At 70.0% G+C, this 12330-nt stretch carries 12 protein-coding genes; 6 read left to right on the forward strand and 6 right to left on the reverse strand.

Features of this window, described 5'->3' with window-relative positions; genetic code table 11:
• Positions 1–106: 106 nt before the first annotated feature.
• The 3 genes from ACLIME_RS16730 to ACLIME_RS16740 all read right to left on the reverse strand — a co-directional run bounded on the left by ACLIME_RS16730 (position 107) and on the right by ACLIME_RS16740 (position 4501).
• Positions 107–1477 carry an LLM class flavin-dependent oxidoreductase gene (locus ACLIME_RS16730; RefSeq protein ID WP_411557639.1) on the reverse strand — a complete coding sequence of 457 codons (1371 nt, stop codon included), beginning with the start codon at positions 1475–1477 and terminating at the stop codon, positions 107–109.
• 83 nt (positions 1478–1560) lie between these two features.
• Entirely contained in the window at positions 1561–2985 is a 1425-nt protein-coding gene (locus ACLIME_RS16735) for an APC family permease (RefSeq protein ID WP_411558804.1), read from the reverse strand.
• Between the two features lie 94 nt (positions 2986–3079).
• Entirely contained in the window at positions 3080–4501 is a 1422-nt protein-coding gene (locus ACLIME_RS16740; protein WP_411557640.1) for a DUF222 domain-containing protein, read from the reverse strand.
• A 189-nt stretch (positions 4502–4690) separates the two neighbouring features.
• Here ACLIME_RS16740 and phnD point away from each other — a divergent pair, with 189 nt between their 5' ends.
• From phnD to ACLIME_RS16770, 6 genes are all read left to right on the forward strand, one after another.
• Positions 4691–5587 (forward strand): phosphate/phosphite/phosphonate ABC transporter substrate-binding protein, encoded by an 897-nt coding sequence (phnD, locus tag ACLIME_RS16745; RefSeq protein WP_411557641.1) that lies wholly within the window; start codon positions 4691–4693, stop codon positions 5585–5587.
• A complete protein-coding gene (locus tag ACLIME_RS16750) occupies positions 5584–6405 on the forward strand; it encodes a phosphonate ABC transporter ATP-binding protein (RefSeq protein ID WP_411557642.1) in 822 nt (273 codons plus the stop codon). The genes phnD and ACLIME_RS16750 overlap by 4 nt, the downstream gene beginning before the upstream one ends.
• A complete protein-coding gene (gene phnE, locus ACLIME_RS16755; RefSeq protein ID WP_411558805.1) occupies positions 6386–7249 on the forward strand; it encodes a phosphonate ABC transporter, permease protein PhnE in 864 nt (287 codons plus the stop codon). Before ACLIME_RS16750 ends, phnE begins: the two co-directional genes overlap by 20 nt.
• On the forward strand, positions 7246–8001 hold the full coding sequence (locus ACLIME_RS16760) for a tyrosine-protein phosphatase (protein WP_411557643.1): 756 nt from the start codon (positions 7246–7248) through the stop codon (positions 7999–8001). The genes phnE and ACLIME_RS16760 overlap by 4 nt, the downstream gene beginning before the upstream one ends.
• Positions 7998–8645, forward strand: coding sequence for a TetR/AcrR family transcriptional regulator (locus ACLIME_RS16765; RefSeq protein WP_411557644.1), 648 nt, complete (start codon positions 7998–8000; stop codon positions 8643–8645). The genes ACLIME_RS16760 and ACLIME_RS16765 overlap by 4 nt, the downstream gene beginning before the upstream one ends.
• Before the next feature lie 110 nt (positions 8646–8755).
• Positions 8756–10210: a threonine/serine exporter ThrE family protein gene (locus tag ACLIME_RS16770; RefSeq protein WP_079704767.1), complete on the forward strand. Its 1455-nt coding sequence runs from the start codon at positions 8756–8758 to the stop codon at positions 10208–10210.
• A gap of 141 nt (positions 10211–10351) precedes the next feature.
• Here ACLIME_RS16770 and ACLIME_RS16775 read toward each other — a convergent pair whose 3' ends face one another.
• Genes ACLIME_RS16775 through ACLIME_RS16785 form a run of 3 tightly spaced genes read right to left on the reverse strand, consistent with a single transcriptional unit; the run spans position 10352 to position 12207 of the window.
• Positions 10352–11581 (reverse strand): MFS transporter, encoded by a 1230-nt coding sequence (locus ACLIME_RS16775; protein ID WP_411557645.1) that lies wholly within the window; start codon positions 11579–11581, stop codon positions 10352–10354.
• 43 nt (positions 11582–11624) lie between these two features.
• Positions 11625–11765, reverse strand: coding sequence for a hypothetical protein (locus ACLIME_RS16780; protein WP_159877259.1), 141 nt, complete (start codon positions 11763–11765; stop codon positions 11625–11627).
• Entirely contained in the window at positions 11755–12207 is a 453-nt protein-coding gene (locus ACLIME_RS16785) for an SRPBCC family protein (protein WP_411557646.1), read from the reverse strand. Before ACLIME_RS16785 ends, ACLIME_RS16780 begins: the two co-directional genes overlap by 11 nt.
• Between the last annotated feature and the right edge of the window lie 123 nt (positions 12208–12330).

Genomic DNA, 12330 nt, shown 5'->3' on the forward strand with positions numbered 1-12330 from the left:
GCCGGGATGGTTGGGGGAGCGGGTCGCAGTCGGTGGGTGCGTGGTGCCCTTCGACAGGCTCAGGGACCGGTGCCCTCGACAGGCTCAGGGACCGAGCAGGCCGGACCTACTTCGCGTAGCGGTAGCGGGCCCCGGTGTGCTCGTCGGGGAGACGGTCGCCACGGCCGTGGAGCTTGTGGCGGAGGCTGCCCTCGACGTACTCCTCGGGGTAGGCACCGCGACGACGCAGCTCGGGGATGACGAACTCGACGATGTCCTCGAAGGTGCCCGGCGTGATCGCGTAGGCGAGGTTGAAGCCGTCGACGTCGGTCTCCTCCACCCACTCCTGCAGGGTGTCGGCGATCTCCGATGCACTGCCGACGATCCGCGGACCGAGCCCACCGATCGCCCCCATGCGCGCGATGTCCTTCACCTTGAACTCGCCACCCTCCTCGTTGGCCGCCTGGTAGTTGGCGACCGCCGACTGGATGGCGTTGCTCTTGACGTTGCCGATCGGCTCCTCCGGGTCGTACTGCGACAGGTCGATGCCCATCCAGCCCGACATGAACACGAGCGCACCCTCCTGCGACGCGTACTGCAGGTAGTCCTCGTGCTTCGCCTGGGCTTGCTCGCTCGTCTCGTCGGTGATGATCGTGAGCAGCGTGTAGATCTTCGCCGAGTACCGGTCACGACCGGCGGCCTCGAGGGCGTCGCGGATGCGGCCGACCGTCGCCTTCAACCCGGCCTTCGTCGACGCACCGACGAAGATCGCCTCCGCGTTGCCAGCGGCGAACTGGATGCCGCGCGGCGACGCACCGGCCTGGTAGATGACCGGCGTCCGCTGCGTGGACGGCTCGGACAGGTGGATGCCGGGCACCGTGTAGTGCTTGCCGAAGTGCCCGATCTCGTGGACCTTCGTCGGGTCGGTGAACACACCCGTCTCGCGGTCGCGCACGACGGCGTCGTCCTCCCACGAGCCCTCCCACAGCTTGTACAGGACCTCGAGGTACTCGTCGGCGACGTCGTACCGCTCGTCGTGCTCGAGCTGGTCGTCGTGCCCCATGTTGCGCGCCGCACTCGGCAGGTAGCCGGTGACGACGTTCCAGCCGACCCGCCCCTTGGTCAGGTGGTCGAGCGTCGACATGCGCCGCGCGAACGGGTACGGGTGCTCGTACGCGGTGCCGGCCGTGACGCCGAAGCCGAGGTGCTTCGTCACCGCGGCCATTGCCGAGACGAGCAGGATCGGGTCGTTCACGGGCACCTGCGCGCCGTTGCGGATCGCGGCCTCGTTGCTGTCGCCGTAGACGTCGTAGGTGCCGAGGACGTCGGCGATGAAGATGCCGTCGAAGTTGCCGCGCTCGAGCAGCTGCGCCAGGTCCGTCCAGTAGGAGAGGTCCTTGTAGGTGCTCGAGCGGTCGTCGGGGTGACGCCACATGCCCGATGCCTGGTGGGCGACGCAGTTCATGTCGAAGGCGTTGAAGCGGATCTGTCGGGTCATACGCACGATCCTGCATCACGAGTCCCGGACGTCGCCTGGCAATCGGCCTCGCTCGTAACAGGGCGTCATCTGGGCGCAGCGCACTACCCGCGGGAGGTGTCCTCCGCTGCGATCGCCTCGGCGTACTCCGCATCGCTGAGCGCGCCGACCGTCGAGTGCCGACGCCCGTACCCGAGGTAGAGCGTCGCTCCGACGAGCATCCAGATGAGGAACACGATCCAGGTCGTCCCGCCGAGCGACACCATCAGCCCGAGGCACATGACGATGCCGAGCGCCGGGACCACCGGGAACAGCGGGACGGAGTAGCTGCGGTCGAGATCGGGACGCAGGCGACGCAGCAGGATGACCGACAGGTTCACGAGGGCGAACGCGAACAGCGTGCCGATGCTCGTGGCGTCGGCGAGCTCGCCGAGCGGGATGAGGGCGGCGACCACGGCGACGACCGCTCCGACGATGACGGTCCCGGCGACGGGTGTCCCGCTGCGGCGACCGACGCGCGAGAACACCCGCGGCACCATGCCGTCCTGCGCCATCCGGTACAGGATGCGCGTCTGCCCGTAGTAGACGGTGAGCACCACGCTCGCGATGGCGATGACCGCGCCGATGGAGAAGAACAGGGCGACGATCGGCTGTCCGGTGATCTCGGTGAGGATGCCGACGAACGCGGACTCGTCGTCGGCGAACTCGGTCCACGGCCGGGCACCGATCGCGGCGATGGCGACGAGGATGTAGACGGCGGTGACGATCACCATCGACAGGATGATCGCGCGCGGCAGGTCGCGACGTGGGTTCGTCGCCTCATCGCCGGCGGTCGACGCCGCGTCGAACCCGATGTAGGAGAAGAACAGCCGGCTGGAGGCTGCCGCGATACCGGCGACCCCCATGGGCGCGAGCGGTTCGAAGTTGCCGAGGGAGAACGCCGAGAACGCGATGACGACGAAGACGAGGAGCACGGCGAGCTTCACGAACACCATGATCGTGTTCGCCCAGGCGCTGTCCTTCGCGCCGCGGACGAGCAGCAGCATCGCGAGGAGGACGAGGGCCGCGGCCGGGAGGTTGATCAGGCCGTCGGCGACGCCGATCGGGTTCGCGAGTGCCGGCGGCAGTCCCAGGCCGAAGACCGCGAGCGCTTCGTTCACGTACTGCCCGGCGCCCACGGCGACCGCCGCGACGGAGACCCCGTACTCGAGCACGAGACACCACCCGCACACCCAGGCGACGCCCTCACCCATCGTCGCGTAGGCGTAGGAGTAGCTGGATCCGGAGACGGGTACCGAACCGGCCATCTCGGCGTAGGACAGGGCCGACAGGAGTGCTGCGAGCCCGGCGACCGCGAACGCGATCCAGACGGCGGGTCCGGCGAGCGGGACGGCGGTGCCGAGGACGACGAAGATGCCGGTGCCGAGTGTCGCGCCGACGCTGATCATCGTGAGCTGCCAGACGCCGAGCGAACGGCGGAGCGACGTCCCCGAGTCGGCGGGATCCGTCCCGAGTCGGACGAGCGGCATGCGCCGGCGCAGCTGCGCGTGGAGCGGGAGTCGGCGGTCAGTCACGGGGATCCATCGTAACCGTGGGTGCGGGGAGCGTCGGGCGCGCTCGCACTCACCCCGTCTCGGCGAGCTCGGGTCTGGTCTCGTGTCGTCGGCCGTCGGGTGTGGTCCAGGTGAGGATGCCGCCGGGGTGGTGCTCGAGGTTCCAACCCGGCAGGTGTTTCAGCCGGTGATGATGTCGGCAGAGACAGGCCAGGTTGTCGACAGCTGTCGTGCCGCCGTCCTGCCAGGCGACCGAGTGGTCGAGGTCGCAGCTCCGGGCGGCTCGTCCGCAGCCCGGAGCCCGACACGTGGTGTCTCGCAGGCGGACGGCGCGCGCCAGGTCTGCCGGTACCCGGTACTGCTCGCGCCCGACGGACACGACGGCTCCCGTTTCCGGTTGGGTGAGGATACGGGTCATGGAAGGGGCCGTGACGGCGAGTCGGGCGGCGGTGTCGGGGTCGATCGGGCCGTAGCCGTCGAGCACGCCGGGTTCGTCGGTGACGCCGAGGGTGGACAGGGCTGGGACGGTCATCTGGACGGTGGCCCGGATGCGGGCCTCGATGCCGACGGGCTCGGCGAGCAAGGGGTCGGCCCCGGCGGCGACCGCCTCCTCCGCGATCCTGACTGCGTCGTCGAGCGGCGCGGAACCGGGCAGCCAGGTGAACGTCCCGGTCGTCTCCGGGTCGACCGGGATGGGACCGACGTCGTCGCTCACCGTGCCGGCCACGGCGAGCGACGCGAGGGCGTCGGCGCGCAGCTGCGCGAGCGTGCGGGTGTCGCCCGCGATCCGCGCCGGGACCGCGACGGCGTCGAGGCGGTTCCTGATCGCGTGCGCCAGCGGGGCGGTGGTGAACAAGTGCAGCCAGGCCATGCCGTCGGCCGCAGCTTCGAGCTCGACACGGCGGTCGGTGATCGAGCGCGTGCGTCGAGCGGTGATCGATTCGGGGTGCAGCCGCTCCCGAACGACCCTCGCGCGCTGACGCAGGCGTGCGGTCGTCGATCGGAGGGCCACGGGCAGCACCTGCTCGAGGAACACCGTGCGGCCCTCTGCCGGGACGTCGCGCAGCTGGTCGGTGATCGCGCGGGCGTGACCGCCGCTGATGGAACCCTGCGCGAGGGCCTCGAGCACGGTGGGTGCGTGGTGGACGAGGGCCTCGGCGTCGCCGACCCGCGCCTGGAGCGTCGATTCGGACATCCTCGTGGCGATCGCGAGCGACGCGCACATCGACCGCCGCGCGAGGTCGCGGGCGTCGGTCGAGGTGGTGCTCGCGGAGACGAGCGCTGACGCGGTCGCATCGGCGTAGGAGAAGGCTTCGGCCAGCAGCTGCGCCTCCTCGGCGTCGAGCGCCGCGCGGCGGCGGGTGAGATCGACGAAGCGGTCGGTGAACGACGCCATCCGAGCAGCGAACACATCGCTCGGGTGTTCCGGGTGCTTCGGATACCCCGAGCGCTCGTGCACCTCGGGGTCGTCGAACGTGGCGGTCTCGGTCATGACTCCAGTCCAACATGGACCACTGACATTCGAGTCGACCAGTCGGCTGTCGAGTCGGTCATGCACTGTTCACCGTCGCTTCCATTCGCGGTACGGCGGTCTCGTAATTCCCGGTCACCTCCGGGGAGTGGAATACCGATGTTCTCGAAATACGAATCCTCCGACTCCTCGCCATCCCGAAAGGTCATCATGCGTCGCCACCTCATCCCCGCCATCGGCTTGCTCGGCGTCTCCGCCCTCGCCCTCACCGGGTGCCAGGCCTCCGCCGCTTCCGACACCGGCGCCTCAGCACCCATCACCATCGCCACGATCCCCGTCTCCGACGACCCCACGCAGGCCAACCCGATCGACGCGCTCGTCGAACTGCTCGAAGCGGAGACCGGACGCGAGGTGGAGGTCACGGACGTCCCCGACTACCTGAGCGTGGTCGAGGCCATCCGGTCAGGCCATGTCGACATCGGCATCATGAGCGGCTTCCCCTCGGCGCTCGCCGTCAACACCGGTGAAGTCGACGCTCTGCTGGCGTGGAAGGGGAGCGACGACCCGGTCTCCACCTGTGTCGTGCTCGACGACTCGCCGATCCGCACCGTCGAGGACCTCCGGGGGAAGACCGTCGCGTTCGCCGACCAGGCGTCGAGCTCGGGGTATTTCATGCCCGTCTACATGCTGCACGAAGCCGGCCTCGAGCAGGGCAAGGACTACGAGTCGATCTTCGCGGGCGGCCACGAGGGCAGCTTCGCGGCGCTTCAGCAGGGCCAGGTCGACGCGGCGTGCACGGCGTTCGTCCTCACCGAGATGGGGGCACCGATGTTCCCCTTCGCCGACGGTGAGTGGCGGGCGGTGGGCGAGAGCCCGTCGATGGACGTCATGGGCACCGTGCTCGCACGCCAGTCGCTCGACGACGAGACGCGTACCCTCCTCGAAGAGGCCATCCCGAAGGTGTTCTCCGAGGAGAACGCCGAAGCGCTCGCCGGGTACAGCTCCTTCATCGGGCTCGACGTGGAGATCGCCCCGAAGCCCAGTATCTTCGCCTCGTTCGCCGAGATCGCAGCGGTGGCCGGTGTGGAACTCGAGGACCTCAAGTGACGACCGTGACCGGCACCGATGCGACCCCATCCATCGCGCAACTCCGGCAGGCACTGCCGCTCGTCAGCGTCCGCGGTCTGCGGGTCGCCTACGACGGGCTGCCCGTGCTCGACGGCGTCGACCTCGACCTGTTCCCGGGGGAGACCGTCGCCCTCCTCGGTGCCTCAGGTTCGGGCAAGTCGACGCTCATGCGGAGCCTCACCGGCTTCGCGCCGGTCTCGGGCGGTTCCGTGCGGGTCGCTGGGCACGACGTCACGAACCTCCGCCGTGGTGAACTGCGCTCCCTCCGCGCTCAGGTCGGGCAGGTGTTCCAGCAGTTCAACCTCATCCCGAGACTCAGCGTGTTGACCAACGTCCTCACCGGGGCACTCCACGGCGCCGGCCCGATCAACGTGTTCGGTGGGTTCTCCGGAGCGCATCGCCGCCAGGCCATGGAACTCCTCGACCGGGTGGGCATCGCGCACAAGGCGACCGCGCCGGCTCGGTCGCTCTCCGGTGGGCAGCAGCAGCGGGTCGCGATCGCCCGCGCCCTCATGCAGCGCCCGCGGGTGATCCTCGCCGACGAACCGGTGGCCTCCCTCGACCCGAAGCTCGCCCACTCGGTGCTCGAGCTGCTGCAGGAGATCAGCCGAGAGGACGGGATCCCCGTGCTCGTCAGCCTCCACGTCCTGCCGCTCGCGCTCGCGCACAGCGACCGCATCGTGGGGCTCCGCCACGGCGAGATGGTCGTCAGCGGTCGCACCGCCGACCTCGACGCGGCCCACCTCGCGGCGCTCTACTCGGATGGGGAGGGTGACGATGAGCACGGCGGCGCCTGACCACGACACCGCCCCACGCGGCGTGAGACGCGACACGATCGCCCCGTCCCTCCCGCCCACCGAGCGGGCACGTCTCGAGCGAGCGGTCTCGATGCCGCGCACCCGGTTCCTGATCGCGTTACCCGTCGCTGCCGTCGTCCTGCTGTGGTCGTTCACCGGCGCGGAGTTCAACGTGGCGAAGCTCGGCGACGGCGCCACGAACATGGGCGAGTTCCTGTCCCGGCTGTTCCCGCCGGACTTCTCCACGTTCGGCACCATCGTCGCGCTGCTCATCGAAACCCTGCAGATGGCGATCGTCGGCACCGTGCTCGGAGCGGCCCTGTCGCTGCTCGTCGCCTTCGGCGCCTCCTCGAACATCGCCCCACGCTGGGCGTACTTCACCGCGCGATGGGTGATGAACATCATCCGATCCGTGCCGGACCTCGTGTTCGCACTCATGTTCGTGTCCGCCGTCGGCCTCGGCCCGTTCGCCGGCATCCTCGCCATGACCCTCGGCTCGATCGGGTCCATCGGCAAGGTGTTCGCGGAGGCGATGGAGTCCGTCGACCGCGGCCCGATGGTCGCGATGGAGGCGGTCGGAGCGTCGAAGCGTCAGGTCGTGCAGTACGGCGTCCTCCCACAGGCTGCCCCGCTCCTCGTCTCCTACACGCTGCTGCTCTTCGAAGGCAACGTGCGCGGGGCGACCATCCTCGGGCTCGTCGGAGCCGGCGGTATCGGCCTCGAACTCACCACCGCGATGCGGATGTACGACTACGGACACCTGAGCGCCATCATCATCTGCATCATCGTCCTCGTCACCGCGATCGACCAGGGCAGCGCCCTCATCAGAAGGAGAATCACATGACCACCATCGACATCGCCCTCAGTGCGCCCGTCAACCTCCGTGACCTCGGCGGCATCCCCATCGAGGGCGGCGTGCTCCGCGAGGGGTTCGCGATCCGCACCGACGACCTCGCCTACGTGACCCGCGAGGTCACCGAGACCTTGATCGCGTCAGGGGTCACCGCCATCATCGACCTGCGCTCGCCGCTCGAAGTGGCTGCGACCGGACGCGGGCCGCTCGCCGAGTACGCGGTCGCGTACCACCACCTCCCGCTGATCGCGAGCGTGGCCGACTCGATGTCCGGCGAGCCCGAGAGCTTCGGCCCAGAGGCGATGGGGGCGATGTATGTACGCATGGTGGAGGGCGCGGCGCCACAACTCGTGACCGCACTCAACGTCATCGCCTACACGCCAGGGGCGACTGCGTTCCACTGCGCGGCCGGCCGTGACCGGACCGGGGTGCTCGCCGCGATGCTGCTCCTCGCGCTCGGAGCCTCCGACGACGACATCGTCGCGGACTACGCACGCACCGGCGAGAACATGGCCGCGATCCTCGAACGCACGAGACCCGTACTCGGCGCGATGTGGACGGCGCTCGGTATCGACGAACGAGCGACGGAGCTCGATACGATCCTCGACGAACCGATGGCCCCATCCATGCGGCTGCTGCTCGCCGAGTTGCGCGAGCGGCACGGCGACGCCCTGGCCGTGCTGCGCGCTGCGGGACTCGACGACGAAACCGTCGCCCGCCTACGGACTCGGGCACTCGCGTGACGACGGTGATCGCCGCTGAGTCGTCACTGGTGGCCACGTCACCGACGGACTCGACCTCCCGTCGCGGTCCGGGGCGCCCGCGCGATCAGGACCTCGACCAGCTCATCGTCGGGGCGACGCTCGAGCTCATCGACGCCGGCGACGAGGTGACGGTGTCGCGGGTCGTCGACCGGAGCGGTGTCAGTCGGGCGGCGCTCTACCGGCGATGGCCGTCGCTCACCTCGCTCATCGCCGCGGCGCTCGACGTCGGCCGCGTCGTCCCACCCGAGCTGCCCGACGACGTCGAGCTGCGCTCAGCATTGTTCGCCTCGATGCTGCAGGGGGCGGACAGTGCAGCGCTCGCCGGCTACACCGACGAACGGTTCCGGCAGCGCATCCGGCTGGTGATGGCGGACCGCGCGCTGCAACGGGCGTACTGGACGTCGCACGTCGCCCGGAGACGGGCTCCGATCGAGGACGCCCTGCGGCGCGGCGTCGAGCAGGGGCGGTTGCGGGCCGACCTCGACGTCGCCGCGTGCTTCGACGCCATGGCGGGCACCGCGTACTACCAGGTCGTCGTCCGCGGTGAACGTCTCGGCGACGCTGCGACGAACGCCCGCCTCGAGGCCGCGCTCGAGGTGATCTGGCGCGGGATGCTGGCGTGAGGCGCGGTCGGGTCTGACGTGCCGTCCCACCCGACCACCTCGCACAGACGACCGCCGAACACCAGGGCGAGCCAGCCGTCACCGGTGGCTCGTACGATGAGCGGGTGGGTATGCGTTCGCTGCTGAGTCAGCTGGCCGGGGGAATCCGAGGAGCGGCGCCGGAGGGCGTCGACGAGCAGGCGGTCGTCCGCCTCAATGCGGAACGGCCCGTGCGCGAGGTGCTCGAGCTGGCCGGCCGGATCGGCGAGTCGATGCTGGCACTCGGAGCCGCAGCGGCCGAGGTCACCGACGCCATCCGTCGCGTGTGCCGCGCGTTCGACCTCGAATGCCAGGTCGACCTCACCTTCACCTCCATCCTCATCGCGCACGACGGGTCCGAGCTGTCACCGGGCGTCACCGTGCTCCGCGTGGTCCGCTCGCCCTCCGCCGACTTCGACCGCCTCGCCAAGGTCGTCGTGGTCGCCGAGGGCATCACCAACCGATCCGAACCGATCATGACGGTCACCGACGTCGCCCGCGACGACGAGGCCGACCTCCGCGACGAACTGCACGCCCGCCTCGGCGCCGCCCACCGCGACCTCGACCGCATCCTCACCGCACGACGGACCTACCGCCGCGGCTTCGTCACCGTGCTGCTGTCGACGATGGCGGCGGCCGTCGCCGTCCTCCTCGGTGGCGGCGTCGTCTCGATGCTGCTCGCCGCCGCCACCACCGCGCTCATCGACAGCGCTTTCCGCGCACTGAACGTCTGGAAGCTGCCGGTCTTCTTCCTGCAACTCACCGGGGCGGCCATCGCCACGACCGTCGCCGTCCTCATCTCGATCCTCAGCCCCTACGTCCCGGACGACCTCTCGGCCCTGCCGCCCGCCCTCATCGTCGCGTCGGGCATCGTCGTCCTCCTCGCCGGCGCTTCGCTCGTCGGGGCGGCCGACGACGCGATCAACGGGTTCCCCGTCACCGCGAGCGGACGGCTCGTCGAGGTGATGCTCCTCACCATCGGGATCGTGGTCGGCATCGGTGGCGTCCTCGACCTCGCCCGGCGCCTCGGCATCTCCCTCGTCCTCTTCGACCTCCCGGTGAGCCCGTGGCCCGTCGCCGTGCAGATCGTCGGCGCGGCCGTGGCCTCCGCCGCCTGGGCGATGGCCTCGCAGGCGGCCCTCCGTGCAGCGTTCTTCGCCGGGGTCACCGGCGCGATCGCGTTCTCCGTCTTCGTGTTCGTCTCCGGCAGTGGCGTCGCGCCCGCCGCAGCCAGTGCGCTCGCCGCGCTCATCATCGGCTTCGCCGCGGAGGCGCTCGGCCCGCGGCTGCGCATCCCGGCGATCATCCTCACCATCTGTGGGATCGTGCCGCTGCTGCCCGGGCTCGCGATCTACCGCGGCATGCTCGCGCTCGTGAACGGCGAGCAGGGTTCCGAGGGGGTCGAACAGCTGCTGCAGGCGGGCCTCACCGGCCTCGCGCTCGCCGCCGGCGTCACGCTCGGCGAGATCCTCGCCCGCCGCACGGGCGTCTCCGGCCGCGTGCTGCTGCCCGGGTACATCCGGCGCTCCAAGCGGCACCCGCGCTGAGCACCCCGGTCACTGAGCAGCCCCGGTCACTGAGCGGTCCCCGGTCACTGAGCTTGTCGAAGTGCGCCCTTCGACAGGCTCAGGGACCGGGATGGTGTTGCTCAGGGACCGGTGACTGCGGCTCAAGGACCGGAGTTCGCCTCATGGACCGGCTGGCGTGACCTGCCGCTCCTGCGGCTTCGCCGCGGACGTCAGGAACGACGCCAGGACGACCACCGCGAGCACGACGATCATCGCGCCGCGCAGCCCGAAGTGCTCCCCGAGGAATCCGAGCAACGGCGGCCCGACGAGGAACGCGACGTAGCCGGCCGAGGCCACGGCGCCGACGGTCGTCGTCGGATCGTCGCTCTCACCCGCCGCCGAGAGGGTCACCGGGAAGCCGAGCGCCGCACCGAGCCCCCACAGCAGCACCGCGAGCCCTGCGACGAGGACACTGTCGGAGAAGACGACGAGCGCGATCCCGACCGCCGACACCAGGGCGCTCACCCGCAGCACGTTTGCCTTGCCGAAGCGGGCGAGGAGCGGTTCGCCGGCGAAGCGACCGATCGTCATGGCGAGTGCGAACCCGGCGAAGACGATCGATCCGACGGCGGCCGTGGTGCCGTGCCCGTCGACCATGATGAGCGGCAACCAGTCGCCGGCGGCGCCCTCGGCCAGCGCGAGGGCGAGCACGATGAGCCCGAGGAAGATCACGCGCTGCTGCCGCCAGACGGCGAGCTGCGCACGGATCCCGGGGGAGCCGGCACCCGTGTCCGACTGTCGTCCCGTCTCGGCGGGGATCTTCGGGATCGCCCACAGCAGCGCCGCCAGCGCGACGGTCGCGACGATCAGCAGATGGATCATCACCGGGAAGGCGATCGCCGTGAGCGCGATGCCGGCGACCGAGCCGATGACGGAACCCAGGCTGTAGCAGCCGTGGAGCACGGGCAGGATGGACCGCCCGGACAGCTGCTCGATCATCGCGCCCTCGATGTTGATCGCGATCTCGGCGAGGCCGAAGCCCAGACCGATGCCGATCAGACCGAGGAAGACACCGACGCCCTGCCCGGCACCCGCCATGAGGGCGAGGAGGGCGAGTCCGATGACGAACGCCGCTCCGCCGATGATGATCGGGCGACGCGCGCCGAACCGACGGACGAGCGCTGCGGACGACAGGATGCCCGTCATCGATCCGACGGAGATGCCGAAGAGGATGAGTCCCATTTCGGCGGTGCTCGCGTGCACGAGGTCGCGGACGGCCGGCGTCCGGACGATGAAGGACGACAGGCCCACGCCGACGGTGAGCATGAAGACGAAGATCGCCCCACGCCGCCGCCGAAGAGGGGCGGACAGCGCGGGGCGGGGGTTCGCCTGACCGGCGCGAGCACTCATGCTCCGAGCCTAGAGGCGGTGATGCGGTGTGACGGGCGTGTTGCTAGCCCGACGGGTTCTCGACGGGGTCGCCCTCGGCGTCGGTCCCCGTCTCGGGGTCGACCTCCTCGGGCTTCGGCACGTCGTGCTTCACGTCGTCGTCGTGCGTGTGCGGGGGACCGGGGCGGGGGCCGTCACTCGACATCGCCACGCCATCCCTGTCCGGTCTGGCCCTCGGATTCGACGAGCTGCTTGAAGTTGCCGAGGTCCTTCTTGACCGCATGGCCGGCCACACCGACGGCTGCGCCGAGGTGCTCGAGGAGGCCCTTGGGCTCCCAGTCCAGCTGCACGGTGACACGCGTCTTGGTGTCCTCCAGGCGGTGGAAGGTGACGACGCCGGCGTGGTCCGCCTCGCCGCCGGTGCTGTTCCAGGCGACGCGCTCGTCGGGGTGCTGCTCGGTGATCTCCGCCTCGAAGGTGCGGGTCTGTCCGGCGACGGTGACCGTCCACTCCGTGAGGGTGTCGGTGACCTGCGTGATCGAGTCGACCTCGTCGAGGAACTTGGGGAAGTCCTCGAAGCGGGTCCACTGGTTGTAGGCGACGGAGACGGGAACGTCGACGTCGATGGTTTCGATGACCTGGGTCATGGGCGCCATCCTCTCTGGTTCTGCGGTACCTGCATGGGTCTCGTCCGGAAAGCCCGGACGCGACTGCGACGGTACGCGTGCAAGCTGCGATTCCGGGGGCATGGCCTCGGGCGCTGCAACCTG

It is taken from the genome of Plantibacter sp. MPB07 (assembly GCF_046619465.1).
GTDB classification, from domain to species: domain Bacteria; phylum Actinomycetota; class Actinomycetes; order Actinomycetales; family Microbacteriaceae; genus Plantibacter; species Plantibacter auratus.

What these genes read in the sequence shown, in the direction of transcription:
- ACLIME_RS16770 (WP_079704767.1), top strand. Translation starts at nt 8,756, where the DNA reads ATGCGTTCGCTGCTGAGTCAGCTGGCCGGGGGAATCCGAGGAGCGGCG.
- ACLIME_RS16730 (WP_411557639.1), bottom strand. Translation starts at nt 1,477, where the DNA reads ATGACCCGACAGATCCGCTTCAACGCCTTCGACATGAACTGCGTCGCC.
- ACLIME_RS16740 (WP_411557640.1), bottom strand. Translation starts at nt 4,501, where the DNA reads ATGACCGAGACCGCCACGTTCGACGACCCCGAGGTGCACGAGCGCTCG.
- phnE (WP_411558805.1), top strand. Translation starts at nt 6,386, where the DNA reads ATGAGCACGGCGGCGCCTGACCACGACACCGCCCCACGCGGCGTGAGA.
- phnD (WP_411557641.1), top strand. Translation starts at nt 4,691, where the DNA reads ATGCGTCGCCACCTCATCCCCGCCATCGGCTTGCTCGGCGTCTCCGCC.
- ACLIME_RS16775 (WP_411557645.1), bottom strand. Translation starts at nt 11,581, where the DNA reads ATGAGTGCTCGCGCCGGTCAGGCGAACCCCCGCCCCGCGCTGTCCGCC.
- ACLIME_RS16760 (WP_411557643.1), top strand. Translation starts at nt 7,246, where the DNA reads ATGACCACCATCGACATCGCCCTCAGTGCGCCCGTCAACCTCCGTGAC.
- ACLIME_RS16785 (WP_411557646.1), bottom strand. Translation starts at nt 12,207, where the DNA reads ATGACCCAGGTCATCGAAACCATCGACGTCGACGTTCCCGTCTCCGTC.
- ACLIME_RS16780 (WP_159877259.1), bottom strand. Translation starts at nt 11,765, where the DNA reads ATGTCGAGTGACGGCCCCCGCCCCGGTCCCCCGCACACGCACGACGAC.
- ACLIME_RS16735 (WP_411558804.1), bottom strand. Translation starts at nt 2,985, where the DNA reads ATGCCGCTCGTCCGACTCGGGACGGATCCCGCCGACTCGGGGACGTCG.